This window comes from Kribbella ginsengisoli (assembly GCF_039537185.1).
Taxonomy (GTDB): domain Bacteria; phylum Actinomycetota; class Actinomycetes; order Propionibacteriales; family Kribbellaceae; genus Kribbella; species Kribbella koreensis.
On record NZ_BAABAA010000018.1, the window covers coordinates 64731 to 91589 of the forward strand.

28 protein-coding genes and 1 pseudogene are annotated in these 26859 nt (G+C 65.2%); 16 read left to right on the forward strand and 13 right to left on the reverse strand.

The genetic code is table 11. The features are described from left to right. Nucleotides 1–7: 7 nt before the first annotated feature. The gene (locus ABD768_RS38460; protein ID WP_344849184.1) at nt 8–607 is read left to right on the forward strand and encodes a class I SAM-dependent methyltransferase; all 600 of its coding nucleotides are present in this window, start codon (nt 8–10) and stop codon (nt 605–607) included. Here the strand turns inward: ABD768_RS38460 and ABD768_RS38465 are convergent. Then, nucleotides 604–1974 (reverse strand): FAD-binding oxidoreductase, encoded by a 1371-nt coding sequence (locus tag ABD768_RS38465; RefSeq protein WP_344849186.1) that lies wholly within the window; start codon nt 1972–1974, stop codon nt 604–606. The two genes, ABD768_RS38460 and ABD768_RS38465, sit on opposite strands and share 4 nt — an antisense overlap. 305 nt (nt 1975–2279) lie before the next feature. Between ABD768_RS38465 and ABD768_RS38470 the strand changes: the two genes are divergently transcribed. After that, a complete protein-coding gene (locus ABD768_RS38470) occupies nt 2280–2837 on the forward strand; it encodes a dihydrofolate reductase family protein (RefSeq protein ID WP_344849188.1) in 558 nt (185 codons plus the stop codon). A gap of 39 nt (nt 2838–2876) precedes the next feature. Here the strand turns inward: ABD768_RS38470 and ABD768_RS38475 are convergent, their stop codons facing one another. Further along, nucleotides 2877–3446: a flavodoxin family protein gene (locus ABD768_RS38475; protein WP_344849190.1), complete on the reverse strand. Its 570-nt coding sequence runs from the start codon at nt 3444–3446 to the stop codon at nt 2877–2879. A gap of 93 nt (nt 3447–3539) precedes the next feature. Between ABD768_RS38475 and ABD768_RS38480 the strand changes: the two genes are divergently transcribed. Both ABD768_RS38480 and ABD768_RS38485 read left to right on the forward strand, forming a co-directional pair. Then, nucleotides 3540–4574, forward strand: coding sequence for an alpha/beta hydrolase family protein (locus tag ABD768_RS38480; RefSeq protein ID WP_344849192.1), 1035 nt, complete (start codon nt 3540–3542; stop codon nt 4572–4574). A gap of 5 nt (nt 4575–4579) precedes the next feature. After that, nucleotides 4580–5326, forward strand: coding sequence for a DUF429 domain-containing protein (locus ABD768_RS38485; protein ID WP_344849194.1), 747 nt, complete (start codon nt 4580–4582; stop codon nt 5324–5326). 193 nt (nt 5327–5519) lie between these two features. Here ABD768_RS38485 and ABD768_RS38490 read toward each other — a convergent pair whose 3' ends face one another. From ABD768_RS38490 to ABD768_RS38500, 3 genes are all read right to left on the reverse strand, one after another. Further along, nucleotides 5520–6335, reverse strand: coding sequence for a methyltransferase domain-containing protein (locus ABD768_RS38490; RefSeq protein WP_344849196.1), 816 nt, complete (start codon nt 6333–6335; stop codon nt 5520–5522). Between the two features lie 61 nt (nt 6336–6396). Further along, nucleotides 6397–7092, reverse strand: a complete 696-nt coding sequence (locus tag ABD768_RS38495) for a hypothetical protein (protein ID WP_344849198.1) — start codon at nt 7090–7092, stop codon at nt 6397–6399. Further along, complete coding sequence (locus ABD768_RS38500) at nt 7089–7442, reverse strand: hypothetical protein (protein ID WP_343966443.1); 354 nt, start codon at nt 7440–7442, stop codon at nt 7089–7091. The genes ABD768_RS38495 and ABD768_RS38500 overlap by 4 nt, the downstream gene beginning before the upstream one ends. 169 nt (nt 7443–7611) lie before the next feature. On the opposite strand from ABD768_RS38500, the gene ABD768_RS38505 reads away from it, so the two are divergent. Both ABD768_RS38505 and ABD768_RS38510 read left to right on the forward strand, forming a co-directional pair. After that, a complete protein-coding gene (locus ABD768_RS38505) occupies nt 7612–9630 on the forward strand; it encodes a sensor histidine kinase (protein ID WP_344849200.1) in 2019 nt (672 codons plus the stop codon). Beyond that, entirely contained in the window at nt 9627–10274 is a 648-nt protein-coding gene (locus ABD768_RS38510; RefSeq protein ID WP_344849202.1) for a response regulator, read from the forward strand. Before ABD768_RS38505 ends, ABD768_RS38510 begins: the two co-directional genes overlap by 4 nt. Here ABD768_RS38510 and ABD768_RS38515 read toward each other — a convergent pair whose 3' ends face one another. Next, on the reverse strand, nt 10275–11240 hold the full coding sequence (locus ABD768_RS38515) for a helix-turn-helix transcriptional regulator (RefSeq protein ID WP_344849204.1): 966 nt from the start codon (nt 11238–11240) through the stop codon (nt 10275–10277). Nucleotides 11241–11301: 61 nt separating this feature from the next. Here ABD768_RS38515 and ABD768_RS38520 point away from each other — a divergent pair, with 61 nt between their 5' ends. The 7 genes and pseudogenes from ABD768_RS38520 to ABD768_RS38550 all read left to right on the forward strand — a co-directional run bounded on the left by ABD768_RS38520 (nt 11302) and on the right by ABD768_RS38550 (nt 15243). Next, nucleotides 11302–12453, forward strand: coding sequence for an epoxide hydrolase family protein (locus ABD768_RS38520; RefSeq protein ID WP_344849206.1), 1152 nt, complete (start codon nt 11302–11304; stop codon nt 12451–12453). Between the two features lie 135 nt (nt 12454–12588). Beyond that, complete coding sequence (locus tag ABD768_RS38525; protein WP_344849208.1) at nt 12589–12996, forward strand: hypothetical protein; 408 nt, start codon at nt 12589–12591, stop codon at nt 12994–12996. A 98-nt stretch (nt 12997–13094) separates the two neighbouring features. After that, nucleotides 13095–13466, forward strand: a complete 372-nt coding sequence (locus ABD768_RS38530) for a hypothetical protein (protein ID WP_344849210.1) — start codon at nt 13095–13097, stop codon at nt 13464–13466. Beyond that, a complete protein-coding gene (locus ABD768_RS38535) occupies nt 13463–14110 on the forward strand; it encodes a hypothetical protein (protein WP_344849212.1) in 648 nt (215 codons plus the stop codon). Before ABD768_RS38530 ends, ABD768_RS38535 begins: the two co-directional genes overlap by 4 nt. A 24-nt stretch (nt 14111–14134) precedes the next feature. Continuing rightward, nucleotides 14135–14545 (forward strand): annotated as a pseudogene (locus ABD768_RS38540) (RibD family protein); the annotation flags it as partial. Nucleotides 14546–14645: 100 nt separating this feature from the next. Further along, a complete protein-coding gene (locus ABD768_RS38545) occupies nt 14646–14804 on the forward strand; it encodes a hypothetical protein (RefSeq protein WP_344849325.1) in 159 nt (52 codons plus the stop codon). Next, complete coding sequence (locus tag ABD768_RS38550; protein ID WP_344849214.1) at nt 14797–15243, forward strand: cytidine/deoxycytidylate deaminase family protein; 447 nt, start codon at nt 14797–14799, stop codon at nt 15241–15243. The genes ABD768_RS38545 and ABD768_RS38550 overlap by 8 nt, the downstream gene beginning before the upstream one ends. A gap of 49 nt (nt 15244–15292) precedes the next feature. Here the strand turns inward: ABD768_RS38550 and ABD768_RS38555 are convergent, their stop codons facing one another. From ABD768_RS38555 to ABD768_RS38585, 7 genes are all read right to left on the reverse strand, one after another. Beyond that, nucleotides 15293–16957, reverse strand: coding sequence for a TIGR02391 family protein (locus ABD768_RS38555; protein ID WP_344849216.1), 1665 nt, complete (start codon nt 16955–16957; stop codon nt 15293–15295). Between the two features lie 10 nt (nt 16958–16967). Then, complete coding sequence (locus tag ABD768_RS38560) at nt 16968–17735, reverse strand: DUF6339 family protein (RefSeq protein WP_344849218.1); 768 nt, start codon at nt 17733–17735, stop codon at nt 16968–16970. Beyond that, nucleotides 17735–18559, reverse strand: a complete 825-nt coding sequence (locus tag ABD768_RS38565; RefSeq protein ID WP_344849220.1) for a hypothetical protein — start codon at nt 18557–18559, stop codon at nt 17735–17737. The genes ABD768_RS38560 and ABD768_RS38565 overlap by 1 nt, the downstream gene beginning before the upstream one ends. Nucleotides 18560–18627: 68 nt before the next feature. Next, nucleotides 18628–20487: a hypothetical protein gene (locus tag ABD768_RS38570; RefSeq protein WP_344849222.1), complete on the reverse strand. Its 1860-nt coding sequence runs from the start codon at nt 20485–20487 to the stop codon at nt 18628–18630. A gap of 11 nt (nt 20488–20498) precedes the next feature. After that, on the reverse strand, nt 20499–21509 hold the full coding sequence (locus tag ABD768_RS38575; protein ID WP_344849224.1) for a PD-(D/E)XK motif protein: 1011 nt from the start codon (nt 21507–21509) through the stop codon (nt 20499–20501). A gap of 4 nt (nt 21510–21513) precedes the next feature. Then, the gene (locus ABD768_RS38580) at nt 21514–24096 is read right to left on the reverse strand and encodes a Z1 domain-containing protein (protein WP_344849226.1); all 2583 of its coding nucleotides are present in this window, start codon (nt 24094–24096) and stop codon (nt 21514–21516) included. 82 nt (nt 24097–24178) lie between these two features. After that, the gene (locus ABD768_RS38585) at nt 24179–24673 is read right to left on the reverse strand and encodes a very short patch repair endonuclease (RefSeq protein ID WP_344849228.1); all 495 of its coding nucleotides are present in this window, start codon (nt 24671–24673) and stop codon (nt 24179–24181) included. A gap of 119 nt (nt 24674–24792) precedes the next feature. On the opposite strand from ABD768_RS38585, the gene ABD768_RS38590 reads away from it, so the two are divergent. From ABD768_RS38590 to ABD768_RS38600, 3 genes are all read left to right on the forward strand, one after another. Next, nucleotides 24793–25905 (forward strand): DNA cytosine methyltransferase, encoded by a 1113-nt coding sequence (locus tag ABD768_RS38590; protein WP_344849230.1) that lies wholly within the window; start codon nt 24793–24795, stop codon nt 25903–25905. Between the two features lie 195 nt (nt 25906–26100). Further along, on the forward strand, nt 26101–26337 hold the full coding sequence (locus ABD768_RS38595) for a hypothetical protein (protein ID WP_344849232.1): 237 nt from the start codon (nt 26101–26103) through the stop codon (nt 26335–26337). Beyond that, nucleotides 26318–26827 (forward strand): DUF6879 family protein, encoded by a 510-nt coding sequence (locus ABD768_RS38600; RefSeq protein WP_344849234.1) that lies wholly within the window; start codon nt 26318–26320, stop codon nt 26825–26827. Before ABD768_RS38595 ends, ABD768_RS38600 begins: the two co-directional genes overlap by 20 nt. Nucleotides 26828–26859: the final 32 nt, after the last annotated feature.

Sequence of the window (26859 nt, forward strand, 5' to 3'; positions counted from 1 at the left end):
GCAGCAGATGATGTCGTGGGAAGAGGCGCAGTCGTTCGATCGACTGGCTGCCGAGTACGACCGGCTGGGTGAGCTCGACGACGGCGCAGTCGGCGAATGGCTTCCATCTGTTCTCCCGGCCGACCCGTCCGACCAGCGGGCCGGCCGGGCGCTCGACCTGGGCCGCGGCGCCGGCAGGCTCGCGGTGCTGCTGGCTGCTCACTTCGAGCAGGTCGATGCCGTGGACCTGTCCGGTGTCCTCGACATCGAAGGCAGCTACGACTTCATCGTCAGCTCGGCCGCTATGCACCACGTGCGCGACCTACCTGCAGCACTGGCCCACATCAAGAGCCTGCTGACCCCCAGCGGGCAGGCAGTGCTGATAGACGTCGTCTCCCCGCGAGCAGCCAACCCAGGCGGGTGGCTGCTCGGCGGCGAGCTCCGCCGGCTAGCCCGCGACCTGGTACGCGGTGATCGGTACTTGAGTCGCCAGCAGTTCGAGGAGGTCTACTCACCCGTCTTCCCCGGCGCGGCCTTCACCCAGATCGGCCATGCCCACGCCATGTGCTGGCGCAGCGCGGCACCCATCTCAACCGACCAGGGCGCCGCGCAACGTAGTACAGGCTAGGGAGCGATGTTCTGGTTGAGGTGGAACAGGTTGTTCGGGTCGTACTTGCGCTTCACCTCCACCAGCCGGTCGTAGTTGCCCTTGTAGTTGTCAGCGATCCGGGCCTGGTCGTCATCGGCCATGAAGTTGATGTAGCCGCCGGACTCAGAGTGCGGCGAGACAGCGTCGTAGTAGTTGCGCACCCACTCGACACCTGCGTCGTTCTGCGTCGGGTCTGGCCACATGCCCGCGATCACTGTCGCGAAGTTGGCCTCCCTGTAGGCAAAGGCCGTCGCATCCGCCGGTACCCGGTGGCAGGCGCCATCGATCGGGTAGATGTGCACAGTGGAGTTCACTGCCGGTAGACCGGGCGCATGCTGCAGGTGAGCCTGGATAGCGTCGTCTGTGAGCTCAGTGACGAAGTTGGCCTTCCAGTAGTGCTGCAGACCCGGCGGTACCAGCGCATCGAACGCACTGTTCAGCGCTGGGTATGGCATCGGTCCAACGTGCTCCGCCACGACAGGGGCGAACTGGCGGAACTTGTTGACCTCCTGCTCCCCCTGAGCCGGATCGCCTGCCCAGCAAGCCACTATGAGCGTGAACGCGTCACCGTGGCGGTCCTCCGGGATAAAGGGCAGCGGTGGCGCCAACTGGAACGCGGGGAAGCCGCCCAGTTGCTCCGGAGCGTCCTTGATGAGGTCCCTGAACCCTGCGAGCACTGCTGCTCCGTCGGACATCTCGAACAGCATCGGACCGCCGTAGATGGTGTCCACCTGCGCCAGCCGGAACTCCAGCGCGGTCACGACGCCGAAGTTGCCTCCACCACCTCGCAGCGCCCAGAAGAGGTCCTCATGCTCCTTCTCACTGGCCGTCAGGAACCGGCCGTCCGCAGTGACCACGTCCGCGGAGATCAGGTTGTCGCAGGACAGCCCGAGACCGCGCGTCAGGTACCCGATCCCGCCACCCAGCGTCAGCCCTCCGACGCCGGTGGTCGAGATGATGCCGCCCGTGGTGGCCAGCCCGAAGGCGTGGGTCGCCGCGTTGAAGTCACCCCAGGTCGCGCCGCCGCCGGCGCGCGCAGTACGGGTGACCGGGTCGACCCGGACGTTGCGCATGGGACTCAGGTCGGCCACTACGCCGTCATCGACGGTACCGAAGCCAGGCACGCTGTGTGAGCCGCCGCGGACCGCCAGGTCCAACTCATTGGCCGCTGCAAAGCCGACGGCCGCCATCACGTCACCCGCGTTCTCGCACCGGACGATCACCCGCGGGTGTTTGTCGATCATCCAGTTGTGGACCTTGCGCGCCTCGTCGTACCCCTCGTCCGCGTCGGTGATGACGGGTCCCCTGGTGCGCTCCTTCAAGTCTTCGATCGTGTACTCGCCCATGACTCCTCCACAGTCCGGCGGGCTTTCCCACGTTTCGGCCGGCGCGCGTCACCGCAACGCCGACCAGACCGGCGAGCCACCTGCGAACGCAGCGCGAGAAAGTTCCACCCCAGAGAGCAGCTGGTCCACGGACGGCTGCCGGACCTCCCCTGACAACCCCGTTCCCCCCGACGCTCCCCCTCACGTCACTCTTAGTCAACCCCCGCCGAACCTTCGCGCTGATTTCCTTCGTCCGCCGATGTCAAAGGCCGCGGGCCGGCTCCGACCAAAGGCCGTCAGCAGGCCAAGTCCCCGGGGAGCGGATCATGCGCAAGATCATGTACTACGTCCACCAGTCGCTCGACGGCTTCATCGAGGGCCCGAACGGCGAGTTCGACTGGCCGGTACTCGGACCGGAGCTGGGCGCCTACTCGATGAGCCTCGCGCACCGCGCCGACACCTTCCTGTACGGCCGCACGGTCTGGGAAATGATGGCGTCGTACTGGCCGCACGCCCTGTCGATCACCCCGGACGAGCAGCATGCGATCGAGTTCGCTCCGGTCTGGGCGAAGACGCCGAAGCTCGTCCTGTCGAGGACCCTGGAGAGCGCTCCCTACGACGCCGAGGTGATCCACGACGTCGAGCAGCTGCGCGCGATCAAGGACCTGCCCGGCAAGGACATCCTGCTGACCGGCAGCGCGAGCGTCGCGGCGGCGTTGACCGAACGTGGACTGCTGGACGAGTACCACGTAATCGTCCACCCGGTCGTCCTAGGCGGCGGCAAACCCGTCTACCACCCGGTCGCCGAGCGCCTGAACCTCCAACTCACCGACACCCGCACCTTCGACAACCGCACAGTCCTCCTCCGCCACGACCTCACCTGACACCGCTCTCCGGACTAGCGCCGACGGCGTACCGCGTGCTCAGCTGGCGGTGAGCGCTCTCCTGGCGAAGAGTTCCTGAGCCGCGGTGTGCACTCCATCGGCTGCGACGGCCTCGTCCGGGCGGTTGCCGTAGGCGAGAAGTTCGCCGCCCCAGCGCATGCCGAGGTAGCCGGCGCTCAGGCGAAGTGTGCCCAGCAACGGCTCGACCTGCCTCGGGTCATCCGAGGTGTGCGCCGTGACCGCCCACAGCGTCTTCCCCCGCATCCGCTCGCGGAAGTCCACCCCCGGCACCCGCAGCCACGCAGTCCAGTAGTCGAGGTAGAGCTTCACGCTGGTGGAGACCGTGTACCAGTACAGCGGACTCGCGATCACCAGATCCGTCGCCGCCAGAGTCGCGTCTAGCAACTCACGCTCGGTCCCGGTCGGCTCCGGATAGACCCCGGTGCCCTCGTGCCGCAGATCCTGGAACGGCGCCAGCGGCAGCTCCGCCAGCCGCACCCAGTTCTGCTCGACCTCAGGCGTCAGCCCACCCGCGGCCAGTCGCGCCAGCGCCTCGGTGTTCCCACCCGGCCGAGTACTCCCCAGCAGGAACAGAAAACTCTCCGCCATCATCAACTCCATGCTTGTGCATTTATTGCATGAGCCTACAACCTGCGAGCGCACTACGTCGAGCACCTTGGGGAGGGCTGCACTATGGGGAACATGAAGCTGCCGTGGCTGGGGGTCGTCGCTCTGGGGCTGGTTGCGGCGGTTGGGTGCTCGTCGACGACTAATGCGGACCCGACGCCGCCCACCAACTCCACACCGAGCACACCGACGTCCGGACCGAGCAAGCCCAGCTCAAGCGTGCCGACGAGTAGTACACCGTCCACTGCCCCGGACCCCGTCTCGCTCCAGGCACTGATGGCCAAGAAGTACGACGGCCGGGACCTCCGCCTCGGCCGGGTCATCACCCGCACAGACGCCTACACCCGGTACTTCGTCACGTACGCGAGCGGCAAGCTCAGGATCTCCGGCATCCTCAACGTGCCGACTGCTCCCGGCCGCCACCCCGCACTGGTCCTCAACCACGGCTACATCGACCCCGCCGTCTACACCAACGGCCGCGGGCTCATGCGCGAGCAGGACTACCTGGCCCGCCGCGGGTACGTCGTACTGCACACCGACTACCGCAACCACGCGCAGTCGTCCAAGGACCCGCAGTCCGAGGTCAACCTCCGCATCGGCTACACCGAGGACGTCATCAACGCAGTACTCGCTCTGAAGGCTTCCCCGTACGTCGACCCGCAGCGCGTTGCGTTGTTCGGCCGGTCGATGGGCGGCGGCATCACGTACAACGTGCTGGTCGCCCAACCCGGCCTGGTCAAGGCAGCCGTCGTCTACGCCGCAGTCAGCTCCAACGCCGTCGAGAACTTCGACCGCTGGACCCGCCCGGAGGCCGCAACCGCTGCTGCGATCATCCGCGCGCATGGTGACCCCGCGAAGAACCCGACCTTCTGGCGCAACCTGTCAGCCGTCAACTTCTTCAACCGCATCACGGAGCCGCTCCTGCTCCAGCAAGGCCTCGCCGACTCCACCTGCCCACCGGTCTGGGCCCAGCAAACCCTTACAGCACTGAAGAAAGCCGGCAAGCAAGCCACCCTCTACACCTACCCCGGCGAGGAACACGCCTTCGCCGCCGCCTGGCCGACCTCGATGGCCCGCTCCGTCGCCTTCCTTAAGCAACAAGGGGTGTAGGCCCCGTGACCCGCGTACTAGGCGTCGATGCCTGCAAAGCCGGCTGGGTCGGCGTACTACGTACCGACGGCCAGACCACCGCCCTGGTCGCCCCCACCATCGCAGAACTCGTCAAACAGGCCGAGCAACCCCAGCCACCTGCACCCAACGCCACTCAACCGCTCGCCACCGCCGCTGGCCGCCAGCCGCCGGAGCCGATTGCTGTCATCGCCATCGACATGCCGATCGGGCTGCCCGACACCGCACCGCGCCAAGCGGATCTGCTCGCGCGGGCCGCGATCGGCCGGCTCTCCTCTTCCGTCTTCACCACACCGGTCCGAGCCGCCCTCCAAGCCCCGACCCACGGCGAAGCGGTCCTGGTCAACCGCGAACTCACCGGCCAAGGCTTGTCGATCCAGGCGTACGGCCTGCGAGCCAAACTGTTCGAGGTCGACGAATGGATCCGCCGAGCCACCACCCGAGTCGTCGAGGTCCACCCCGAGGTTAGTTTCGCTTACCTAGCAGGCGCCCCGCTGACTGTCCGCAAATCCACCTGGTCCGGCGCCGAACGCCGCCGCGCCCTCCTCGCTGACGCCGGCATCCAACTATCCGGCGACCTCGGCCTGGCCGGCCACGCAGTAGGCGTAGACGACGTACTGGACGCAGGCGCCGCCGCCTGGTCCGCCCTCCGAGTAGCCGAGGGCAACGCCATCTCCCTCCCCAACCCACCCCAAACCTTCACCGACGGCTGGCCGGCCGCAATCTGGGTCTAGGGCCCGGACTCCCACGCCACCAATCGGCCGATCTGGAGCCCTCAGCCGGCGGAGCGCCCGCCCAGCACTGACTCGATTGATGGCGTGACGATCCGGGGTGCCAGAAACCCTTCAGTACAAGGCAACTGGGGAGGGAAACGTCCCATATCAGGAGTACAACCCTCCCCAGTCCCAACGAGCGCTGGAGGGTGGGCTAGGCCGACTTCGTGGCCGCGACGGCGTACATCGTGAGGGACATGTGGAAAGCGCCCCGATCCGCCGCCTCCTCGAGCCCGCGATGAAACGCCTCCGCCTCCGCAGCGGTGATCACCCCAGCGGCCGCCGACGTCTTCCCCATCATCGACAGAAACCCTTGTTTCGCGCCGCTCTGCGGCTCGATCCACGTCGCAGCTGTCTCACCGGCGACCGTCAGCCCCGCATCGGCGAGCAGCCCGCGGAGCGTGCGACCGGAGTACGGGTTGGCGGACTCGGCGTGGAAGAAATCGATCATCCGGCCGAGCACCTCAGGATCGGCGGGATGCACGATCGCCGTCGCCCAGTCCGTGTCGATCAGGCAGATCCGCCCGCCAGGGCGTAGTACGCGCGCCATCTCCCCAGCCGCGGCCGGCGCGTCATCGACATGCTGCAGAACGCGTTCGCACCGAACCACGTCGAACGACGCACCATCGAAGGGCAGCGCCGAGGCAATACCGTCGACGAGCTCGAGCGAAGGATGCCGTTCCCGCGCGACCGTACGAAGACCACGATTCGGCTCCACCCCCACCGCCCGGCCGCTCGGCCCGACCCGGTCCAGAAGCTCGGCAAGGTCCTCACCAGTCCCCGACCCGACGTCCAGCGCCGCCTCGCCGACCGCCGGCGCCAACGCGTCGAGCGCCCAAGCCTTCAAGGTCCGTACCGACGGCTTGGCGGCCATCAGGTCGAGAACCATCGCCAGCAGCCCACCGTCCTCGCGATCGGCGTCCCGCAACTTGAATCCGACGCGGGACTCGTCCAGCTCCTGCTCGCTCATCTCACTCCCCCTGTAGTGGATGATCAAGCCTAGCGCTGGACGAGTCCAGTCCGTTTGCCCTTCAGGGCAAAGCAGGAAGGTCCCATTCGTCGTTGCGCAGTTGGAGAATCGCCCACCCCACCGCGGCGAACCCGACTGCCTGCAACCCCCAGCCGACCAGGTCGAGCGGGTGGTTCGGAATGATGACCGCGGCAACGAAGTGGATCGGCTGCGACACGATCACCGCGACCGCCGCCCACCGCGCCACCACCTGCGACCGCCACAGCGCGACACCGAGCAGGATGGTGCCGAGCACGTGCCCGAGTACGAAGAACACCCCGGCGATCGCGCTCGTCGGATGCGCTGCCTCCGCGATCCGGGTGATCGTGCCGGCATCCAGACCGGCATGCGCGCCCGACCAGAGCAGCTGGTCCTCGCCGACCAGCCAGCCAAGCGCCAGGTAGCCGGGGATCAGCAGGGCCAGCGCCACCAGAGTCAGCCTGGGCGCCCGCCGCCGCGTCAACCGACCCGCGGCGTACGCGGCCGGCACCAGCGTCAGTACGGCGAGGCACCCGAACCACAGCACCGCCGACCCGCGTCCCGGCTCCGCGATGACCTTCGCTGCCATCGCCTTGGTGTCGTCGGTCGTGTAGTAGGGCAGTACGAACCGCAGTACTGCGACCGCGGCCGGCCCCAGCGGCAGTACGATCGCCGCCGCCCACCGGCTGACGCCACGGGTGTCCGCGGCCGTCGTAGTACGGGCTGCCGTGGTAGTCATCGCACGCCCGCCAGCTCCTTGGAGGGCACCAGCAGGAGCGCGATACCGGCCACTGTCAGTACAACGATGATCCCTGCAGCAGCCACTGCCGCCGCGGGGACGTCACCGGCGAAGAACGCCGGTACTGCGCTCAGCGCCGACAGCACCCGCAGAACGATCAGCGGCACCACAGCCCGCCGTGCCCCACGCCAGGCGAACACCACCAGCACCAGGCTGACCAGCCCCAACGCAGACCCGATCAACGCGATCGACATCGGCGGGTGCTCCCCATCCGTCAGCAACGGCCCCGCGAGGTCCCCTACCGACAGCAGCCCGAGCAGTACCAGCCCAGTCCGAAACATCCGAGACATCTCCAACCTCCCCTGTACGCCGACCCCAGTGGGCCGCTCCCCACCACAGTCGGCCTGGAGCTACTCCCGACGCCCGGGCCCGGCGTCACCACCCCGCAGGAGATCGCCCGACCACCCCAGGACCCCATTCCCGAGACACCGGGACACCCCAACGCGCACACTGATCCCCATGACGGGAGTTGTTGCCCCTACCGCGCCGCAGACCGGCGATGCCCGCGCACCCGAGCGTCGGCGGGCGCTGGCGGCCGTATTGGGCGGCTTGGGCGTCAGCGAAGTACTGGCTGGGGTGGTGCTGGCGGTAGTGGTCCGCTGGTCCTTCGATACCGCGCTGGACAGCTTCCTGGTGACCAACGGGCTGATGGGGCTCACCTTCGCGACCTGTGGTGCCGTGATCGCCTGGCACCGCCCGGCGAACCCGATCGGCTGGCTCTTCATCGCCGACGGCATCGGTCACGCGACCACGGCCGTCGGCGCACCCCTGTCGCAGCTCCTGCACGACAGGGCGACCCCCATCGAGGTACAGCGCGTAGTAGCGACCATCATCTCCTGGTCCTGGCCATGGTCGATCGCCCTGTTCCTCCCACTGGCCCTGCTCCTGTTCCCCAACGGCCACCTACTCTCACCCCGCTGGCGTCCAGTTGCTATCGGCATCGTCGTCACCGCGCCCTTCTTCGCCGTCGAGATGGGCACCGGCCCCGGCGCCCTCTTCGAAGGCGGCCCCAACAGCTACCTCCAGCTGCCCTCGTACGACGCCCTGCAACCGCTCTGGACAGCCACCGAGATTCGTGGCCTGATCGCGTACGCCCTGGCGATCGCCAGCCTCGTCATCCGCTACCGCCGCGCCGACGACACCGGCCGCCGGCAACTGCTCTGGTTGCTGCTGGCAACCGTCGTCATGCTCCTCGTGATGGCCCCCTGGGCTCTCATCACCGGTACGCCGGTCTTCGTCCTACTAGCCATCCCCCTCATCCCGGTCGCCGTAGCAGTCGCCATCGTGCGCCACCAGCTACTAGACATCCGCCTAGTCGTCTCCCGCGCCCTCACCTGGGCCCTGCTCTCCGTACTCGCCGTCGGCGCCTATGCCGCCCTGGTCGCCATCACCGACTCCTTCGTCTCCACCCGCTTCGGCCGCTCAGCGGTCGTCACGGTCCTCATCGCCCTCCTGATCGCCCCTGTCCTCCCCCGCCTGCAACGCCTGGTCGACCGTGCCATGTACGGCGACCGCCGCGACCCCGCCCGCGTCGCATCGCTTGTAGGCGAGGAGTTGTCCTCCGGTGTAGCCGGCGGCATGCCCGGCGTCGTCGAAGCCGTCCGCTCCGCGTTAAGGCTCCCGTACGTCGCAGTCTCGGCCAACGGCTCGCTACTCGCCTCCGCCGGAGTCGCGGGAACCGTAGTACCGGTGGACCTCTCCTACGGCGGTACTACGGTCGGCTCGCTCCTGGTCGGCCTCCGGTCAGGCGAATCCGGCCTGTCCCAGACCGATCGCAACGTGCTGACCCTGGTCGCCGTACCGCTCGCAGTCGCCGTCCACGCGACCCGCCTGTCCACAGAGCTGCAGACCTCACGCGAGCGACTAGTGGCAGCCCGCGAGGAGGAACGCCGACGGCTCAGACGAGACCTGCATGACGGACTCGGCCCAACCCTGACCGGGGTGGCCTTCACCGCAGATGCAGCCGCCAACCTCGTCTCCACCGACTCAGAGCGCGCATCGGAGCTATTGAGTACGTTGCGGACGGATACGCGAGCCGCGATCGCCGACGTACGCCGCCTGGTCGACGACCTTCGCCCACCCGCACTGGACGAACTCGGATTGGTAGGAGCCTTGCGACAACGAGCAGACGCCCTGTCCTGGCGCGCAGACGGCGCATCCGTCTCAGTACAGGTATCGGCCGACGGCCTGCCCCCATTGCCGGCAGCGCTCGAGGTAGCGGCGTACCGGATCGCCACCGAAGCCCTGACCAACGTGGTACGCCACTCGCGCGCGACAACCGCAGTACTAACCCTGCGCTGCGACTCGGCCCTAGAAGTCCTGGTGACCGACGACGGCCCACCCAACGGCGCCTGGCGCCCAGGCGTAGGCCTCCAGGCCATGCGGGAACGAGCAGCCGAACTAGGCGGCGCCTTCGAAGCCGGCCCCTCCCCCAGCGGCGGCCGAGTCCACGCCACCTTCCCCATGGCCACGCCATGACCGATGTCCGCGTGGTACTCGCAGATGACCACCCAGTAGTACGGGCAGGCCTGGCGGCACTCCTGTCATCCCTACCTGGCATTGAAGTAGTCGGCGTAGCGGCCACCGGCCGCGAAGCCATCCGCGAGGTAGTGACAACCCACCCCGACGTAGCCGTCCTAGACCTGCAAATGCCCGATCTGGACGGCTTCGCCGCAACCCGCGAACTGGCCCGCACCGCCCCCGACGTAGCTGTACTAGTCCTGACCATGTTCGAAGACGACGACTCAGTCTTCGCCGCCATGCGCGCCGGCGCCCGCGGCTACCTGGTCAAAGGCGCCGAACAAGAAGAAATAGCCCGAGCCATCCGCGCAGTAGCAGCCGGCGAAGCCATCTTCGGCCCCGGCGTAGCCCGCCGAGTCCTGTCCTTCTTCTCCACCCCGCCCGCCCCCGCCGCCGACCCCTTCCCCGACCTGACCGCCCGAGAACGAGAAATCCTCAACCTCCTAGCCTCCGGCCTCTCCAACTCCGCCATCGGCACCCACCTCGGCCTAGCCTCCAAAACGGTCGCCAACAACGTCTCCACCATCTTCACCAAACTCTCAGTAGCCGACCGAGCCACCGCCATAATCCAAGCCCGCAACGCCGGCCTCGGCGACCTCTAACTACTCGATGGCGCGGAGATAGCGCTCTCCGATGAGTTTGAGGTGCTCTACAAGGGCTTGTGGAGCGGTGACCTGGAAGTCCAGACCCAGCATTCCGATGTACACGGCAACGACTTCCAGGCTCTCCGCCCCGGTGATCAGGACGCACGTGTTGTCGTCCACCGGCTCGACGATTCCGACCGCGGCGTGGATGCGTGACAGCACCTCGGCGGCGGAGGCGAAGACGGTGATCCGGGCGTGTACCTTCCAACCGGTGGACGCGACGTCACGTAGTACGAAATCCATATAGTCGTCTTCTGGCATCGGGCGGGCCTTGTACTTCCGTCCCGTCGCCATCCGCAGGTCCATCCAGTCGACGCGATAGGTGTGCCACTCGCCGGTCTCGTCGCGCGCGACCAAATACCAGTACCGCTGCCAACTCACCAACCGATACGGCTCCACCAGAATCGGCAGCGAAGGAGCGCTCTCCGGTACCAGGTAGTCGAACCGCATGTAGTGCTCATCGCGAACCGCCGCCGCGATCGTCGTCACCACCACCGGATCGACCTCCGGATCCGGCACGTTGGACCCGGTGTTGTCCGGCCCCTTCGACAGCGTCGTGTGGATCGCGTTCACCTGCCGCCGCAGCCGATGCGGCAACACCTGCTCGAGCTTCGCCAGCGCCCGCGCCGAGCTCTCCTCCATCCCCGCCACCCCGGCGCCCGTCCGCAACCCGACGGCGACGGCGACCGCTTCCTCGTCGTCCAGCAGCAACGGCGGCAACTTCGCCCCGACGCCGAGCTGGTAGTAGCCGGCCGCGCCCCGCGTCGCATCCACCGGATACCCGAGCTCGCGCAACCGATCGATGTCGTTCCGGATGGTCCGCGTACTGACCCCCAACCGCTCCGCCAGCTCCGACCCGGGCCAGGCCGGCCGCGACTGCATCAAAGCCAGCAACGACAGCAATCTCGAAGAGGTTTCCCGCATGCCTCAAAATGATAGTTCAATTGGGAATCTAGCGTTCCTATATGGCTTCTACGGTAAAGCCATGAACAACAACGGCAGCACCTCAGCAGACATCCGCTCCTTCCGCGTCGAGATCGCCCAGGCCGACCTGGACGACCTGAACACCCGCCTCGCCAACACCCGCCTCCCCGAGCCGGCCCCCGGCGACGACTGGGAACTCGGTACTCCGAACAGCTACCTCCGCGAGATGGTCGACCACTGGCAGACCGGGTTCGACTGGCGGGCGCAGGAGGCCCGGATGAACGAGTACCCGCACTACCTGACCGACATCGACGGCCAGACGGTCCACTTCATCCACGTACCGTCCGCCGAGGCCGACGCCACCCCGCTGCTGCTGATCCACTCGTACCCGGGTTCCTTCATCGACTTCCTCGACATGATCGGCCCGCTGACCGACCCGGTGGCCCACGGCGGCCAGGCCTCCGACGCCTTCTCGGTCGTCATCCCGTCCATCCCCGGCTTCGGATTCAGTACTCCGCTGGTCGACCGCGGCTGGACCATGGCCCGCGTCGCCCGTACCTTCGACACCCTCATGCGCCGCCTCGGCTACTCGGCGTACGGCTCCCACGGCAGCGACGCCGGCGCCATGGTCTCCCGCGAACTAGGCCTCCTGAACCCCGAAGGCTTCCTCGGCCTGCACGTCCTCCAACTCTTCTCCTTCCCGTCCGGCGACCCCGCCGAGTTCGAGAAGTTCACCCCCGAGGACTACGCCGCCCTCGAACACCTCCAGTGGTTCCAGTCCGTCGGCGGCTACAACGCCATCAACTCCACCCGCCCCCAAACCGTTGCCGTAGGCATCTCCGACTCCCCCGTCGGCCAACTGGCCTGGAACGAGCTCTTCAACTCCTTCGGCAACGGCACCTCCCTCGTCACCCCAGACCAGATCCTGGCGGAGGTCTCCCTCTACTGGTTCACCAACACCAGCGCCACCGCCGGCCGCTACCACTACGAAGAAGCCCACGCCGGCACCGAACCAGCCATCAACAACGCCCCCACCGGCGTAGCCGTCTTCGCCGACGACTTCAAAACCATCCGCCCCCTGGCAGACCGCGACAACACCAACATCATCCACTGGACCAACTTCAAAGAAGGCGGCCACTACGCCTCCCTCGAGCGCCCAGCCGACGTAACCACCGACCTCCGCACCTTCTTCGCATCCCTCCGCAACGCCTGATCGAACCGGCCGGCCCCCGCACACCGCGGTGGGCCGGCCAGTTGCATGTATTGACACCGGAAACCAGCCCCAGACCCTGCCCGTCTTGGCTAACGTCTGTTGCCCAGCGCATCTACCCCCCCCACTGGAGGCCCCATGAGCAACGGCTCGGTGATCGCCGCAGTCCTCGGCTACAACAACGTCGAGGAGATCCAGGCAGATCAGGAGAACGCGGCGTTCCGCCTCGCTTACCTCCTCGACTATCCAGCCCGTACCTCGGCAGCACTCCTGGTCTTCGCCAAGATCTTGTACCTGGTCAGCGAGGAGGCCGTCGTCCCATCCGTCCGAGACATCCCCGCCCTGGTCGAAGAAACCAGCCGAATCGCCGGCCGCGCCGCCCCACTGGACGAACCCCTCCGCCTAGCCGCAGCCCACGGCTTCGGCGTAGACGACAACCCCGACTCAGTGGCAGCCGTCTACACCGTCTGCGACCGCGCCGTCCGCTTCCTCTTCAAAGCCATTACCATCTCCCGCGGCGAGACCGACCAGCCAACGGCCGACTAGCCGACCAGCGGCACAACAGATCCACAGCTGTGGAGATCTCCCGCCCACGAATACCTCATTGCCATAGGGTGACGGAGTCACTCGTGGAAGGAGCCTGGATGTCATCCGAGACACCTCATGACCGGCCGAACGGTGAGCGCCTGCTCGTCATCGACACCGCGACTGCCGCCCTCAACCTCCCCCGGATGCTCGGCCGCTTCCGCGAAGGTCAAGCGGAGCCGTTGTTCTTCGGAGACGAAGGCAAGCCGGAGGCCGTCGTGATCTCCTTCGCCGAGTGGGAGCGCCTGGACGCCCTCGCGGAGGAAACAGATCAGACGGAACGCACCCGCGAGACGACACGTCAACGGCTCACAAGCGCCGGCCCCGACGAGTACGTACCGGTCGATGACTTGGCCGCAGAATTCGGCTGGGACCTCGACGACGATGACGAACCCCCCAACAACGGCACCGGCTCAGCGCCGCAACCATGACCGCGAAGTACCACCTAGTCCTGCACCCGGACCTCCAGGCGGAACTCCGCGACCTGCACGCCGCAACATTGCGAGATCCATCAGGTCCCGAGGCGGAACAGTTCGCCGCAGTCCGTACCGGCCTAGCCGCCCTTCGAGCCGGCCGAGAGACCGATTTCAACGGTGAGCGCCTCGGCTACTCAGACCGCCACGCCGACCTCCGCGACTGCGCCGAAATCAAACTCCCGGTAGTCGAGGAGTTCAACCGCAGCGGCCGGCCAATGGGCCCTTCCCACCGCCTGACCTACCGCGAGTTCAACGGCCCATCCCCCGACCACCTCCCCGTCCGCCAGGTCCTGGCCTTCGCACCCCGCAAAGACGGCCGCCCCTTCGAGGTAACCGCCATCCGCCTGGGCCGCACCAGAGGTACTCCGCTTGCAGAGCTGGACACCCTCCCAAACGTCGAGCCTGCAGTTGGACCAGACAAAGACCCAACACCCCCAATAGCCCCCATCCGCAGACCCCTCCCACCCGACCTAGCTCAGGCAATGAAGGCCCTAGAAGGCACCCCACCCGCCTCCGGCGCCGCCACACCCCCTACCGCCACACCCCAACGCCCGCCCAACCACACCCACTCCCACAACGCCCCCACCCGCGAACACTGAGCACCACCACCCGGAGCCCGTCAGATGCCGAACACTCCGTACGTCGTACTGTCCGCCGCCACCTCGATCGACGGCTACATCGACGACGCCACGGGCCAACACCTCCTCCTCTCCAACGACGAGGACTTCGACCGAGTACACGACGTACGAGCCGGCGTCGACGCCATCCTTGTCGGCGCCAACACCGTCCGCCAGGACAATCCCCGACTCCTGGTCCGCTCCCATGACCGACGCGACCGCCGCTTGGCCGCCGGCCTGCCCTTCTCCCCCATCAAGGTGACACTCACCTCCACCAGCAACCTCTCCTCCACTGCCAACTTCTTCACCGAAGGCGCCGTGGACAAACTCGTCTACGCCCCCGCACCCGAGAAGGCCTCAGCCTCCCTGAGCGAGGCCGCCACTATCGTCGAAGCCACCGACCTCCAGTCCGTACTTCGGGACCTCGGTGCCCGAGGCATCCAACGCCTGATGGTCGAAGGCGGCACCACGATGCACACCCCTCACCGCCGGCCTGGCAGACGAACTACACCTAGTCATCGCCCCGTTCTTCGTCGGCGACCCCGCCGCGGCCCGCTTCGTAGCCCCCGGCCCCTACCCTCAGAACTCAACCCGCCGGACGAACCTCACCGAGACCCGCCAAATCGGTGACGTAGTTTTGTTGTGCTACCTCCTGGAAAGGCCCGCCGATGACTAACCATGACGACCGCTACTGGCTCGGGCAAGCCATAGACCTGTCCCGCTCCTGCCCACCCTCAGAGACCTTCAACGTCGGCGCGATCATCCTCGACAAATCCGGCGAGGTCCTCTCGACGGGCTATTCCCGCGAAACCGATCCCCACGACCACGCCGAAGAGACAGCCATCAACAAGCTCCCCCTCAACGACCCTCGCCTCGCCGGCTCAACGATATACAGCAGCCTCGAGCCCTGCAGCAAACGCGCGTCCCGCCCCCACACCTGCACAGAACTCATCATCGGCGCCGGCATCACCCGCGTAGCCCTGGCCTGGCGCGAACCCAACATCTTCGTAGACTGCGAAGGCCTGGAACTCCTCACCACCGCTGGCCTGGAAGTAAGCGAGTACCCCGACCTCGCCGACGCGGTTCGCCAGGTCAACGCTCACCTACTTGCCTAGGGCACCTACCTACAGATGTCGGCATCTTTGCGCCCCCGTGATCGGCGTTTTACGAGCTCGACGGCAGGTCCATGGCCCTCTCGAAATGTCGGTAGAGGTGCGAGACGATACTCAGTGCATCCAGGCAGTCCTGGTAGGTCATCGCCTCGGTCTCGATCAGGAGCAGTTCCTCCTCGTGCGCGACCGGATTGCGGAAGGCCGCAACAACACCGTCCGACAGCTTCCACTGTCCGTTGCGAATGTTCTTCAACGTCTTGATGTCGAACCCGGCATCTGCGTACGCCTGGGTGACGTCGATCTGGGCGGGGTCGTTGCCATCGAACTTGAATGCCTGGTTCACGATCGCGGAAGCTTCCTGGCCCTGAAGCCCGGTGGCCTTTCTGATGTCGTTGACGAACCGCTTCAACGCCTCCGACATCGCTGCGTGGAAGTGGCCGGACTCGTAGTACGACTCCGAGACCTGCTTGATCGCGGGGTGCAGATGCCGCCAGTGCAGATCGGCATAGTCCGGTGCGATGGTCCGCAGGCTCTCGAAGAGCGAGTCACGATCCTTGTCGTCCAGAGCGGAGTCAGCTGATGTCAGGATCGAGGCAGCTCGGCCGACGGCATCACGTTCCTCGCTCCGGATCGATCCGACCCACCCGTCCAGATCGACTCCGTGATCGGACTCGATCCGTTCCTTGGTTGCCTTCTTGCGAGCTGCACGACGTTCCAACGAGGCCCAACGTAAGAGTTCTTGAAGGTAGTTGTTGAGCTCAACCGTCAGATCTCCGTCCCAGCTGATCGATCGACGGTCGGTGGAGATAACATCCGCGGCGCCGTCATCGATGTAGTCAACATCGAGGTACCCCGTGAGGTACGAGAACGCGTAACTCGACTCCGAAACCCCGTAGAACTCGGGCTCGTTCGCCAGCCTGCCGTGTGCGTAGAGCGCGATACCGCGTTGCTCGGCAGGAACCGGTTTGGCTGCCGCAACGATCCGTCCCCGGATCCTGTTGTTGGGTAGCTTCGCCTTCAGATCCACAGACAGGTCTTCGGGGATGAGCCACTCGATGTCCCGATCGATAGAGTCCAACCGGGCGTCCCTGTCCACTGGCCGACTGACACCTGCCGCGTCGACGACCTCGATCGTGAACTCGTCATCGAGATAGCCGAACAGCCTGCCCAAGCTGTGCGCCAGTTCACGCGCGTTGACAGGCGTTCGACGATGCAGTCTGGTCAACTCGACGGAGGTGCCGTGCGATTCCGGTGTAGCAGCATGAGCGGAGAGAGCCGGGTGGTACTCCGTGCCGGTCGCGCTCTTGATCTCGGACCAACTGAGCGCGACTCGCAATTCTTCGGAGGTGCCCTGCCGCTTCGTGGTCAGGAGGATGGTCTCCCCGATCCCAAAAAGCGCCAGCTTTCCCAACCCTTTCTTACCGGCAACTGATCGTTTGCCCGACTCCGACCGGTCGTTCCCGTCGGCCCGTCGATTGCGACCGATCCGGAGATACTTCTCCTGAAGGTCACCGACCCCCATACCGTGTCCGTTGTCCTCGACGATGACGGCGCGGTCGCCCTGATCGTCACGAAGCACCACCCTCACCTTCGTCGCATCTGCGTCGTAGGCGTTGGCGATGAGTTCTGCCAACGCGTTCGGCAAGTGGGAGTACATCTTGTACCCCAGGTGCTCGATTGTCAGCGGATCGAACTGCAGAGTCAGAGGGAAGCTCACTGATGTCATCCTAGAAGGTCGGCCGATCGGCCCGGATCGCGCCGATTGTTTCGAGTGCGACGACTCGGAGTTCGAGGTCAAGCGTGACGGGCTCCAACGCGTCGAAAACCACGAACGGGCTCAAGCGCAGCAGTCGTTGCAGGAAACCCCGCAGGACGTCTCGTTCGTCGAGCTCCGCCAGATCAAGGCTCGTCCAGGTGCGAAGAATCGCCTTTACCAAGTGCGGACTTGCTCCCAGCGCCTTCCGTCGAGCGTAAATCTGGTCGAAGGCGGCTTCGCCAAGGACTCCCAGCGCCTCGTACGGGACCTGATCGTCGTTGGAATACACCAGCTGTGCCCGCCACCAGAGCCTGCCGAAGACGTGCCGGGTGATGTCTGTCGCCAGAACGCGGTCACCTGGTGGACGAGGGTAACGCCAGTACGAGACATCGGGAAGCAGGACCAGGGCAAGGAACGCCCATACGTCCCCCGCGGCAGCCTCAGCCGGAACCATCTGCATACCTGAGTGCAGAAACTCGGCGATGCGCAGATCGAATTCGCGGCGCGCATCACGCGTGGACTCGCCGGGGAACCCGTACTCGGCAGCGAGCTGGACAACCCCGGCGCGGAGTGCGGCCAAGTCCTCTACGCGGGCCCTGTCGCCACCGATAGCAGCGAAGATGCTCGAGTCGTGCGAGGTGCTGTGTCGCCGGCTCAGCTCGGCAATCTCGAGAGTGCGATAGAGCTCGTGCAGCGTCCTGGCCTGCTCAGCCAGAAGTCGAGGGTAGAGAACTCCCATCAATCGTCTCCGAACACTCTGACCGCAGCTTGGATCTCCGACGCGAAGTGTGTCGGAGCACTCTCCATGCGCAGTCTGAGATCGTTGATCGAGCTACCTGGGAACAGCTGATCGACGAGCGCCAGGAGGGTAGCGCCCAAGGTGTCGTCGTCGTACTCCGCCGTATCCGAGAACTCCTCCGAACGTAGCGCGTGTTCGATCATCGTCCGAGCGACATCCATGTATATCGACGACAGAACTGCCTTGTCGACAGCACGTGGTTTCGCGGCATTCTGGAAGGCCGACAGGGCAACTGAGTTGCGTTCGTTGATCAACAACAACATCGCGCCCATCGTCGCTGCAGAGAGGTTCGACGAAATCTGCAGGTGCCAGCCGGCATCGTTCGGAAACGATGTTCTCTCGAAGTCGACAACGGCCAGGGGGAACTGGGGGGCATCACCTTGAAGTCGAAGCTCGCGGCGCTCACGCCAGAGAACCGAGCCTGCGCGCCTCGCCGCGACCGGCGAACCGTCGACCATCCGGTCGTCCAACACGATCACGGTCTCGAGGGCCAGTAGGCCCCCGAGGTCCGCGCCTGCTATCCGTACCTCGAGGTCGATGAAATCGCGTTCCGTCGCCTTGACAGGTACGCGACAAGCCGAAGCCCGAAGACCAGAGCCCGACGCCGTCCACACAACCGTGAGTGCGACAGGCGCGTTCGGCGGCAATGCGGCCGCAGCTCGCAGGGCGTCCGCATCGATCTCAACAGTGCGTCTGAGGTGGAGATTCATCCGATAGTCCCAGTCAGGCAGATGGCTCGGTAGCGGCACCTGCTCCTCGTCCACCACGAGCATCCAGTCATCGGCCCGGACCGTGTCCGCCGGTGGCTGCCGATACGGAAGCGAGAGTCGCCTCATCGCGAGCCCGACAAGGATTCGACCCTCAGGTCGATCTCGGTCACCGTGTCCGAGGCCGGACTCACCATCACCCTCCAGGTCGACCCGTCGCCACCAACCGTGCGAAGTACTCGATCGCTCACGATCGGACCGTCGGGCCGTTCCCATCCGACGAACTCGGGTACGTCTGCCCCGAGAGGCGGCTCCGTCTCTCGGGTGCCGGGTCCGGCCAGGACCGCTGTGTCGACATGTATGTGGTACTCGCCCTCGTCTGGCAAGCGGAAATCCTGGATGACGACTACCCGGCCGCCCCGGTGGTCGAGATATGGGTCACCGTCGTACTCGATCCGGCTCCGCCGAGCTGTGCTCCCACCTCCGCTCCCCGAGCCGCCGGCCCCGTCAGAACCTTGTCCACCGGCGGTCTGTCCCCTGCGTGCAGCGCCCGAATGCGACCTGTAGTCGGTCGCACCGCCAAGACCTTCAGCGCCGGTGACGAGCGAAGCGAATCTGCCGCTGGCTGCTCCGAGGGAGATCGCAGAGGATCCGCCACGGACCGATCCCCCCAACTCGAGCAAACCTTCCAACGCCTCCCCGATACGTCGGAAGGTAGTGCGCACGAACGTGCTCTCGGGAAGCTGTAGAGAATGGGGATTCCAGCTGTCGTGGGTCGGCGGTTCAGCCCGCGCATAGACATCGTCCATACCGGCATCGGCTCGGAACACGCCTGCATAGGACAGCAGCTCACTCGGCGGTCTCGGCCCCTTGTGGTAGGTCACCACCAACTCGGCCGGGCGCATCAGACAGACGTGGTGAACAATATCCTCGACACCGGCCGTCAACGAAGCCACGCTCGCTTCGACAGGCAGGCCGACCCTCTTCGCCAACCCCAGCCGTCCCAGGACCTTCTTCGGGCTCCGGCACTCAAGAGTCCGCGCCTCACCTGCGGTCAGTTCGCGGTAGGCCGCGACGAAGAGGTCCAGCGGCCGCGTGTGCTCCGGGTCGGGAATCGATACCTCATTGCCGTCGCAGCGAACTGAGAAGCGCATGGATGGTCGATGGGCCCCAGTCATGAGCATCTTCGGCCATAGCTGCCAGGCGATTGTGTCTGCCACGTACTCGGCGGCCTGAGCAGGCTCCAGCCCGTCGAGCACCGGATCGATGATCACGACGGTCGTCCCGGTCTCCTCCCCCTCGAAAGGTCGGAGACCAAGGCGTCGAGCGGCCTGGTCGGCTGCCTCACCGATCAGCGGTTCGACGATTCCGCTGGACGGATCACCCCACCAGTGACGCCCCGTATAACGCTTCTCCTCGGCGTCTTCCTGCCCTACATAACTCTTCCAAAGGGCACACCCGATCAGGCGTGTCTGCAGGCCGTCCTCCGTGGCGCATCTCGTATGGAGGAGAACTGTGCCGGGCTTGGAGACGAGATAGAAGATTCCCTTTCCGAATCCATAGGTGCCACCCCCAAGTTCTGTATCACGCGGCTCACCGATGTTGCGGACGAACGAGACGAAGTCGTGGTTCTCGCCCTGTGCCACATCTGCACGCGTCGGTCCGCCGAGCCCGGTGGTTCCCCTGTCCGACACACTGAGGATTCGAATGTCGGACGGACGCAGCGCGCCCCGCAATGGCAGCTGATGGTCCAGCGGGGCGTTCTGCAACAGCAACTCACGCCAGGTGGACAGGTGAGCCGCGCTCACTGAACCGAACTCCATCTGGAACTCGACGGGCGTGCCAAGGCCACGCACCCGAGCGTCCCACGAATTCTGAGCAGCTTCGCGAACCAATATGGTCAGAAGATCCAGCTCTGGACGCCCCAGCTGATTCCTGATCCCCTCGGCCGCACTGGCGCCGTCCGGCGGGAATGTCTGCGCCATCCATCCGGGCGTCATTTCGAACCATCTCGGAGCATTGCGACGAGGTGTTCCTCGGCATGCTCAGTGGAGACAGGTACAGGCGGCTCAGACGACAGATCGACCGTGTACGCGACATCTGTCACGTTGATCGGAATACCTGCGTCCTGCAGGTCGCACGCGACGAGGCGAGGAAAGTCCGGGCCGACGGAGTATTGGCGTCTGTCGACGACAGCGAACCGTGTCTCGTCGTAGTGGCGCTGATCGACGATGTTGTAGCCGGATGCCGCCAACCGAGTGCGCAGATCGCTCTCATCATCACAGAGCTCCACTGCCACCTCGATCAGGCTGTTCAGGCTGCGGGCGGATTCACCCCCTGTCTCGAGGCGAAGCCAATGCAGATGCAGACCACCGGGCGGTGCCTCGAGCTGGTCCAGCCCATGGACCCTGATCCGCCGACCGTCGGACGCCGTCGTTGCCTTGACCTCGACGGCGCGACCACCTCCGACGAAATCATGACGGTGTCGAGCCGGACCGGCCCATGTCCGATGGGCGCTCGGGTCCAGTTCGAGCAAAGCTATGAGCACCGTCAGTTCGGCGAAGAGCCCGGCCTGTTGCTCGGAACCCAGCAGTCGGCTGGACGTCCGAAAGAGTGCTCGCCAGTGGTCCACGCGTCGGTAGAGAATCTTGAGCGCATCGTGCGGCTCTTCCTCAACACTTCGCAAGACGTCCGCGCACAGGCCGGTGAATACGTCGTCGAGGTCTCTACGGAGGCAGCCCAGATCAGCAAACGTGCGTCGGTCCTCATTGTCCTGCAGCGTCCGTTTCCGAAGTACGAGCGCGGGGCCGTCAAGACCTCCACGGACGAAGCGATCGGAGGCCACAGGCACCAGCAGATGCCTGCAACCTGCGTCGTCCACCGCAGCCATCAACGAACCTGTAGTGGACGTCACCGGAGTTTCCGTGACTCGTAGCCGGTCCGAACCCGGTGAAACATTGCTATCCAAGGCGCCCCACAGATCCTCCATGACATCCCGCAGTGTCATCGCCTCACCCCTCCAGTTCGCTGAGCGGGGCGAAGTCCTCGACCTCGATGTCCACCTTGGACAGATCTGCCGAGATGTAGTTCCACTCGACCGCACTGTCGACGCCTGGCTGCGGAAATACCAACCCGACGCCGATGACGTCGACGTCAGCATTCAGGGCTGCACGCGCCTTGCGGCCGGCGGACGGCTGCGAAACCCGATCTATGGGGTACAGCACCAGGAGCCCCGAATCGGGCAACTGATCGAGTCGCTCCCTCCTGATCGTCATCTCGTCGAACTTGCTCGTATCGCCGACAAGATCGATCGCGGCGTCCCGCCGGCTCATCAGCGTCTTGATATCGGCAGTCGACCGATCGATCGACATCGAGGCGCTCGACTCGGCGGGTCCCAGTCGCGCACGAACGATCCGGCCGACTGTCAGCTCCTGCGCGAACGTGTAAGACCCCGGCGCCGAGTCGACAGGGTTGCCGACGACAGCCACATTCCACGCTCCGAGCGCCCCGGCCTTCCGACGCTTCTCGATGTACTTCGTCAGGAGGTTGGAATCGCATTCCTGGGACTTCTCATGGAACCGATACGAGCTGAGGAACTCGAGGACGTCGTCACTGTTGACACCCCGAATGACATGGCGCCCCTCTTCGGTCGGAACGTCGTGCCGCCCAGTCGCAAGGGCGCGCTCCACCAATCTGTCGGCCGCGCGCTGATTGGGCACAAGCCACTCTTCAGTCAGATCGAAGTACCGCGTCTGGACCCGCTGACCGCCGTACGCCGACGAGGCGCGGGCCGCATCCTTCATCTTCGCAGCAGCAGTCACGCGAAGCGCCGGATGTTCCCGAAGCCTGACTGCGAATGTCAGAGGCGATTCGTCCTCGGTCATGTAGACGTTGATGTCTCGACGCATCTCGGCCTCGACCGTCGACAGATGACGGAACCAGTCCTGCAGTTCCTCGGTCATCCAGATTCTCGGCAGGTCGGCGTAGCCGTCCCGGTAACCGAACCACCGCCCCATCTGCAGCAGCGTGTCGTACGCCGAGACTGCTCGAACGAAGTAGCTGACCGCGAGCCCTTCAAGCGTGAGTCCCCGCGACAGCGTGTTACCGCCGACTGCGATGGCGACGACCGGTCCGCTCTCGTAGTCGAGCCGGTCCTCACTACTCGAGTTGTCCATGATGATCCTGCAGTCGTCAACGACGCCGGCGAGTTCCGGTAGCAGCGCCTCGAACTCGACTGTCTGCTCACCGAAGTCCTCAGCGGGCACACGGGTGATCTCTTTTTCCCACAGTGATCGCAGTTCGTCCGGTACAAGGTTGGCACGAAGATCGCTCAGCAGCTTCACTCGCAGCGTCTCCAACGGTGGTTTGAACCGGTGGTGAACGATGGTGTTGACGCTGGTGTGCACCAACATCGTGCAATGCGGAACACCGGTACCGCGGACCCGACGGGCAGCAGTGCTGAGCCAGAAGTAGTGGATGGCATCACGGAGCGTATCCGTGATCTCAGGCACGAAGCCGTCGATGTCGACGCGCTTGAGCGGCCGTACGCACGCCACGTCGGAGTCCGGGACGGTCCTGATCATGTCGTAGCCGTCGTCGACGTCTTCCGGATCCTCACCATCGAGTGCATAACGCCCGAACACGACCTCGGTACCGAAGTGACCGACCGGCTTCGGCAGGTTGACGATGAAGTCCTTCGGATAAAGATCCTCAGCACTGGGATCGATCAACAGGTTGGCGAACGGCGAGGCCGTGTAGCCGACGTACGCCGATTTCGGCAAGGTGCCAAGGATTTCGCGGATCAACGGGTTGATCGACTTGGTCGCCACCGTAGCCTGATCAGCCTCGTCGTCGATGATCAGAGCAGGGCAATCGGCAAGATAGTCCGAGGCCGAAGCCAGCCAGTCCGCGAACTTCCGCAGCACGGTCGCGTTCTTCTTCACGACGCAGAGGACGTGCGTCTTGTTCGTTTTCCCGAAGAACGACGCTGCGTTCGCCGGGGGCACGAAATCCCTCTCCAGGTCCGTCAGCGGTTGCCAGCGGGTCGGGTTCTGCTCGACCAACTGCTGCACCAGGCGCGCCTGGGTCTGGCGTCGAAGGCCGTTGTGGACACCTGCAAGAACGATGAACAGCTTGTAGCCGCGATCCGCGGCCTTCGCCATCACGGCTGTGAAGTTCGTCGTCTTCCCCGACTGGACGTACCCCACCACGAGGCCACGCGTCGCGAACAGCTTTTCTCGCGGATGGCTCAACAACGACACCACCCGCGTCGAAGCAGCATCCAACGACTCGATGGCAGGATCCCATTTCCATCCCGAACCCTCGAGTTGCCGGACGAGCGCAGGCCAACACTTGTCCTGTGGTCGTGGCCCCGTGTACCAGGTGTATCTGTTGTCGAGCACCACGGCCCGAGGTTCTTCCATCTCGCGGATTTCGATGACCCGTTGCTCATGGCGCTCGATGATCTGCTGGATCACCTGATCCTCGACCTGGAAGATCTCCAACGCCTTGACGGCGTCTTCGGGTGTCTTGGTGTCCAGGAGATCGACGAAGACTTCGTACTTGGCATCCAGGTCATCGATCAGGTCACCCATATCAGCATCTCTCTCATTCCCCTACCCCGTCGCCCCGTCGACATCACGGCTCGGTAGCCATATCGCGGCCACCGACCGAACGTTACGTACGGTCACCTGAACCTCTCCCAGTAGTCAAGGCCTCGACGACCTGGACCACTGCTGTCTCCGGATCCTCGTGCTCCCAGATCCGAATGACCCTCCACCCAGCCTGCTTCAGACGGTTGTCGGTGTCCCGATCGCGTTCGACGTTCTTCCTGAGCTTCTCGGCCCACCACGCTCCGTTGTTCCGCGGGCTGGTGCCGTGCGCCGGGCAGCCGTGCCAGAAGCATCCATCGACAAATACGACGAGTCGATTGCGCCCGAAGGTGATGTCCGCGCGTCTGCGGGGCAGGCCCGGAAGCGGTCTGTTGACGCGGTAGCGATAGCCAAGGCGGTGGAGTCGTCGACGTAGTTCGATCTCGGGCTTCGTATCGCGGCGCGCCTGCCGCGACATCCTCGCGGAGACCTGAGCCGAGGTCACCAGCGAGGTACGCGAGCGCGCCGGCACATCGACTCGATCGTCGGTCGTTTCCTCGCTCGCTCGGCTCTTCTCCATGACGCCAACCAACCTCTCACGATGCGCGAACCATGTCTTCCGAATCGCCGAGCGCCATCTACCGGCTCGCCGGCGTTGCGTGAACGCCGACCGGCAGCAGCCCCCTATACTTGCCCGTCATGACCCGGGATCAGCACGGTCTACCTCTGAATGTGCACATGGTGGATCTGTTCGCAGGACCCGGTGGGCTGGACGTAGCCGCACAATGGCTCGGCGTGGCCGCGGACGGTATCGAATGGGATGCTGATGCGTGCGCTACGCGCTATGAGGCGCACCTGGCGACACACGAGGGCGACGTCCAGAAATTCCGGCCGAGGAATTTCCCGGATGCGAAGGTCCTGACCGGCGGACCGCCGTGCCAGACGTACACGGTCGCGGGAAGCGGTCACGGTCGCCGCGCCCTGAACGAAGTCGTCACAGCCGCCGAGGGCATGGCTTTCGGCGAGGACCCCGCAGAGGTGTTCACGACCCTTGACGAAAGGACCAGGCTGGTCCTCGAGCCGCTTCGCTGGGTTCTCGAGGCACACCAGGACGGTAAACCCTACGAGGCGGTCGTTCTGGAGCAGGTTCCGGCTGTCCTCCCTGTCTGGCGTGCAGTGCGGGATGTCTTGAGACGCATCGGCTACAGCTGTGAGTGCGAGATACTCCGGACAGAGCAGTTCGGCGTTCCACAGACCCGGCGCCGCGCCATCTTGATCGCACGTCGGGACGCCGTGGCCAGTATGCCCACTCCGACTCATCGCCAGTACCGCCGAGGAGTCCCCCGCGATGAAGGCGACCAGTCCCTACTGCCTTGGAGGACCATGGGAGACACCCTGGCCAGGCCAACATCCTTCACTGTCATCTCGAACTACGGAACCGGAGGAAATCCGAAGCTCCGTGGACGTCGGGGCTCAGATGAGCCGGCATTCACGGTCACCGGCAAGATCCGACGCAACAGAGTTCAGATGCAGGGTGGAATCATCGAACGATTCGACTATGCCGAAGCAGGCATGCTGCAGACGTTCCCGAATGATTATCCGTGGTCAGGCCGCGATATCGCCCAACAGATCGGGAACGCCATCCCGCCACGCCTGGCAGTCCATGTCCTGGCCTCGGCGCTCGGTCGGAAGATCGACGAAGATTCGCTCGACGACGCGGTCACCCGGAGCTGGACCGACGCCAAGGTCGAGTCGCCGCTGGTGCGTTCGACGGCTGCGGCCGCCGACGCCTCAAGCGTCGACGTGAAGTAGGCAGGTCGACCGCAAGGCCGGTGCCGGTCCTCGGCGGCTACCGGGCGTCCCAAGGTTTCCGAACAGACGGCCTCACGCAACAAACTTGCGCGAACTTGCGACCTCGGGCTTGTACGGTTGGCTGGGAGGCGGGATCGGGCTGAGGATGTGACTCGGGGCGCATGCGATCGCAAGCGCTCGATACTGGAGGTCACGATGGCTGTGCAGTTTCATGGCAAGGACCCGGAGTGCCCCGGGAACAACTGTCCGGCGGTCTTCCGGGACGACGCGAGTGGCGACTTCTATTTCCAGGGCGAGACGGTGATCGACCCGGAGATGCTGGTGAAGATGTCGGCGGACTGTGCGCCGTCGGACTCCGAATCCGTCGTGAGGCTTCCGGCCCGCATGGTCGAGACCATTCTGGAGGCGTGCCGTGCCGGAGTCGTTCGATGAGCTGCTTGCGAAGTGCACCAGGACGGCTCTCAAGCTGGAGCTCCGCGACCAGTACATGATCGACGATCCCGCCTACCAAGCCTGGCGGGCGGGCGATCTGGACCGAGCGGTCGAGGAGTACGCCGGGTGGACCGAGGTTGCTCGTAGCGCGATCGAGCGCGGGATCCAGATGAAGCGTGTACGGATCGTCAGCGAACCGTTTTCGGAGTACATCGCGTTCGAGTACGCGGTGACGTCCCGGGTCAACATCGCCGCTGGTGAGCAGATCCGCTGGGTTGGCCGTCCGCGGGTATCAGACCTCGCGCTGCCCGGGAACGACGTCTGGATTTTTGACGACAGCGTCCTGCAGTTCTATCTCTTCGCCGGCGATGGGCGCTTCATGGGCAGCGACGTGAGTACGGACCCGGAGGTCGTGAAATTGTGCGCCTCCGCGTTTGAGGCCGCCTGGGAGCGCGGTGCCGACCATGACCAGTACCCGGCTTCCACGTAACTGACGACTGACCACGCCCGTTGAGGGCTCAG

What these genes read in the sequence shown, in the direction of transcription:
- ABD768_RS38460 (WP_344849184.1), top strand. Translation starts at nt 8, where the DNA reads ATGATGTCGTGGGAAGAGGCGCAGTCGTTCGATCGACTGGCTGCCGAG.
- ABD768_RS38465 (WP_344849186.1), bottom strand. Translation starts at nt 1,974, where the DNA reads ATGGGCGAGTACACGATCGAAGACTTGAAGGAGCGCACCAGGGGACCC.
- ABD768_RS38470 (WP_344849188.1), top strand. Translation starts at nt 2,280, where the DNA reads ATGCGCAAGATCATGTACTACGTCCACCAGTCGCTCGACGGCTTCATC.
- ABD768_RS38475 (WP_344849190.1), bottom strand. Translation starts at nt 3,446, where the DNA reads ATGGCGGAGAGTTTTCTGTTCCTGCTGGGGAGTACTCGGCCGGGTGGG.
- ABD768_RS38480 (WP_344849192.1), top strand. Translation starts at nt 3,540, where the DNA reads ATGAAGCTGCCGTGGCTGGGGGTCGTCGCTCTGGGGCTGGTTGCGGCG.
- ABD768_RS38490 (WP_344849196.1), bottom strand. Translation starts at nt 6,335, where the DNA reads ATGAGCGAGCAGGAGCTGGACGAGTCCCGCGTCGGATTCAAGTTGCGG.
- ABD768_RS38495 (WP_344849198.1), bottom strand. Translation starts at nt 7,092, where the DNA reads ATGACTACCACGGCAGCCCGTACTACGACGGCCGCGGACACCCGTGGC.
- ABD768_RS38500 (WP_343966443.1), bottom strand. Translation starts at nt 7,442, where the DNA reads ATGTCTCGGATGTTTCGGACTGGGCTGGTACTGCTCGGGCTGCTGTCG.
- ABD768_RS38505 (WP_344849200.1), top strand. Translation starts at nt 7,612, where the DNA reads ATGACGGGAGTTGTTGCCCCTACCGCGCCGCAGACCGGCGATGCCCGC.
- ABD768_RS38510 (WP_344849202.1), top strand. Translation starts at nt 9,627, where the DNA reads ATGACCGATGTCCGCGTGGTACTCGCAGATGACCACCCAGTAGTACGG.
- ABD768_RS38515 (WP_344849204.1), bottom strand. Translation starts at nt 11,240, where the DNA reads ATGCGGGAAACCTCTTCGAGATTGCTGTCGTTGCTGGCTTTGATGCAG.
- ABD768_RS38520 (WP_344849206.1), top strand. Translation starts at nt 11,302, where the DNA reads ATGAACAACAACGGCAGCACCTCAGCAGACATCCGCTCCTTCCGCGTC.
- ABD768_RS38525 (WP_344849208.1), top strand. Translation starts at nt 12,589, where the DNA reads ATGAGCAACGGCTCGGTGATCGCCGCAGTCCTCGGCTACAACAACGTC.
- ABD768_RS38530 (WP_344849210.1), top strand. Translation starts at nt 13,095, where the DNA reads ATGTCATCCGAGACACCTCATGACCGGCCGAACGGTGAGCGCCTGCTC.
- ABD768_RS38535 (WP_344849212.1), top strand. Translation starts at nt 13,463, where the DNA reads ATGACCGCGAAGTACCACCTAGTCCTGCACCCGGACCTCCAGGCGGAA.
- ABD768_RS38550 (WP_344849214.1), top strand. Translation starts at nt 14,797, where the DNA reads ATGACTAACCATGACGACCGCTACTGGCTCGGGCAAGCCATAGACCTG.
- ABD768_RS38560 (WP_344849218.1), bottom strand. Translation starts at nt 17,735, where the DNA reads ATGGGAGTTCTCTACCCTCGACTTCTGGCTGAGCAGGCCAGGACGCTG.
- ABD768_RS38570 (WP_344849222.1), bottom strand. Translation starts at nt 20,487, where the DNA reads ATGGCGCAGACATTCCCGCCGGACGGCGCCAGTGCGGCCGAGGGGATC.
- ABD768_RS38575 (WP_344849224.1), bottom strand. Translation starts at nt 21,509, where the DNA reads ATGACACTGCGGGATGTCATGGAGGATCTGTGGGGCGCCTTGGATAGC.
- ABD768_RS38580 (WP_344849226.1), bottom strand. Translation starts at nt 24,096, where the DNA reads ATGGGTGACCTGATCGATGACCTGGATGCCAAGTACGAAGTCTTCGTC.
- ABD768_RS38585 (WP_344849228.1), bottom strand. Translation starts at nt 24,673, where the DNA reads ATGGAGAAGAGCCGAGCGAGCGAGGAAACGACCGACGATCGAGTCGAT.
- ABD768_RS38590 (WP_344849230.1), top strand. Translation starts at nt 24,793, where the DNA reads ATGACCCGGGATCAGCACGGTCTACCTCTGAATGTGCACATGGTGGAT.
- ABD768_RS38595 (WP_344849232.1), top strand. Translation starts at nt 26,101, where the DNA reads ATGGCTGTGCAGTTTCATGGCAAGGACCCGGAGTGCCCCGGGAACAAC.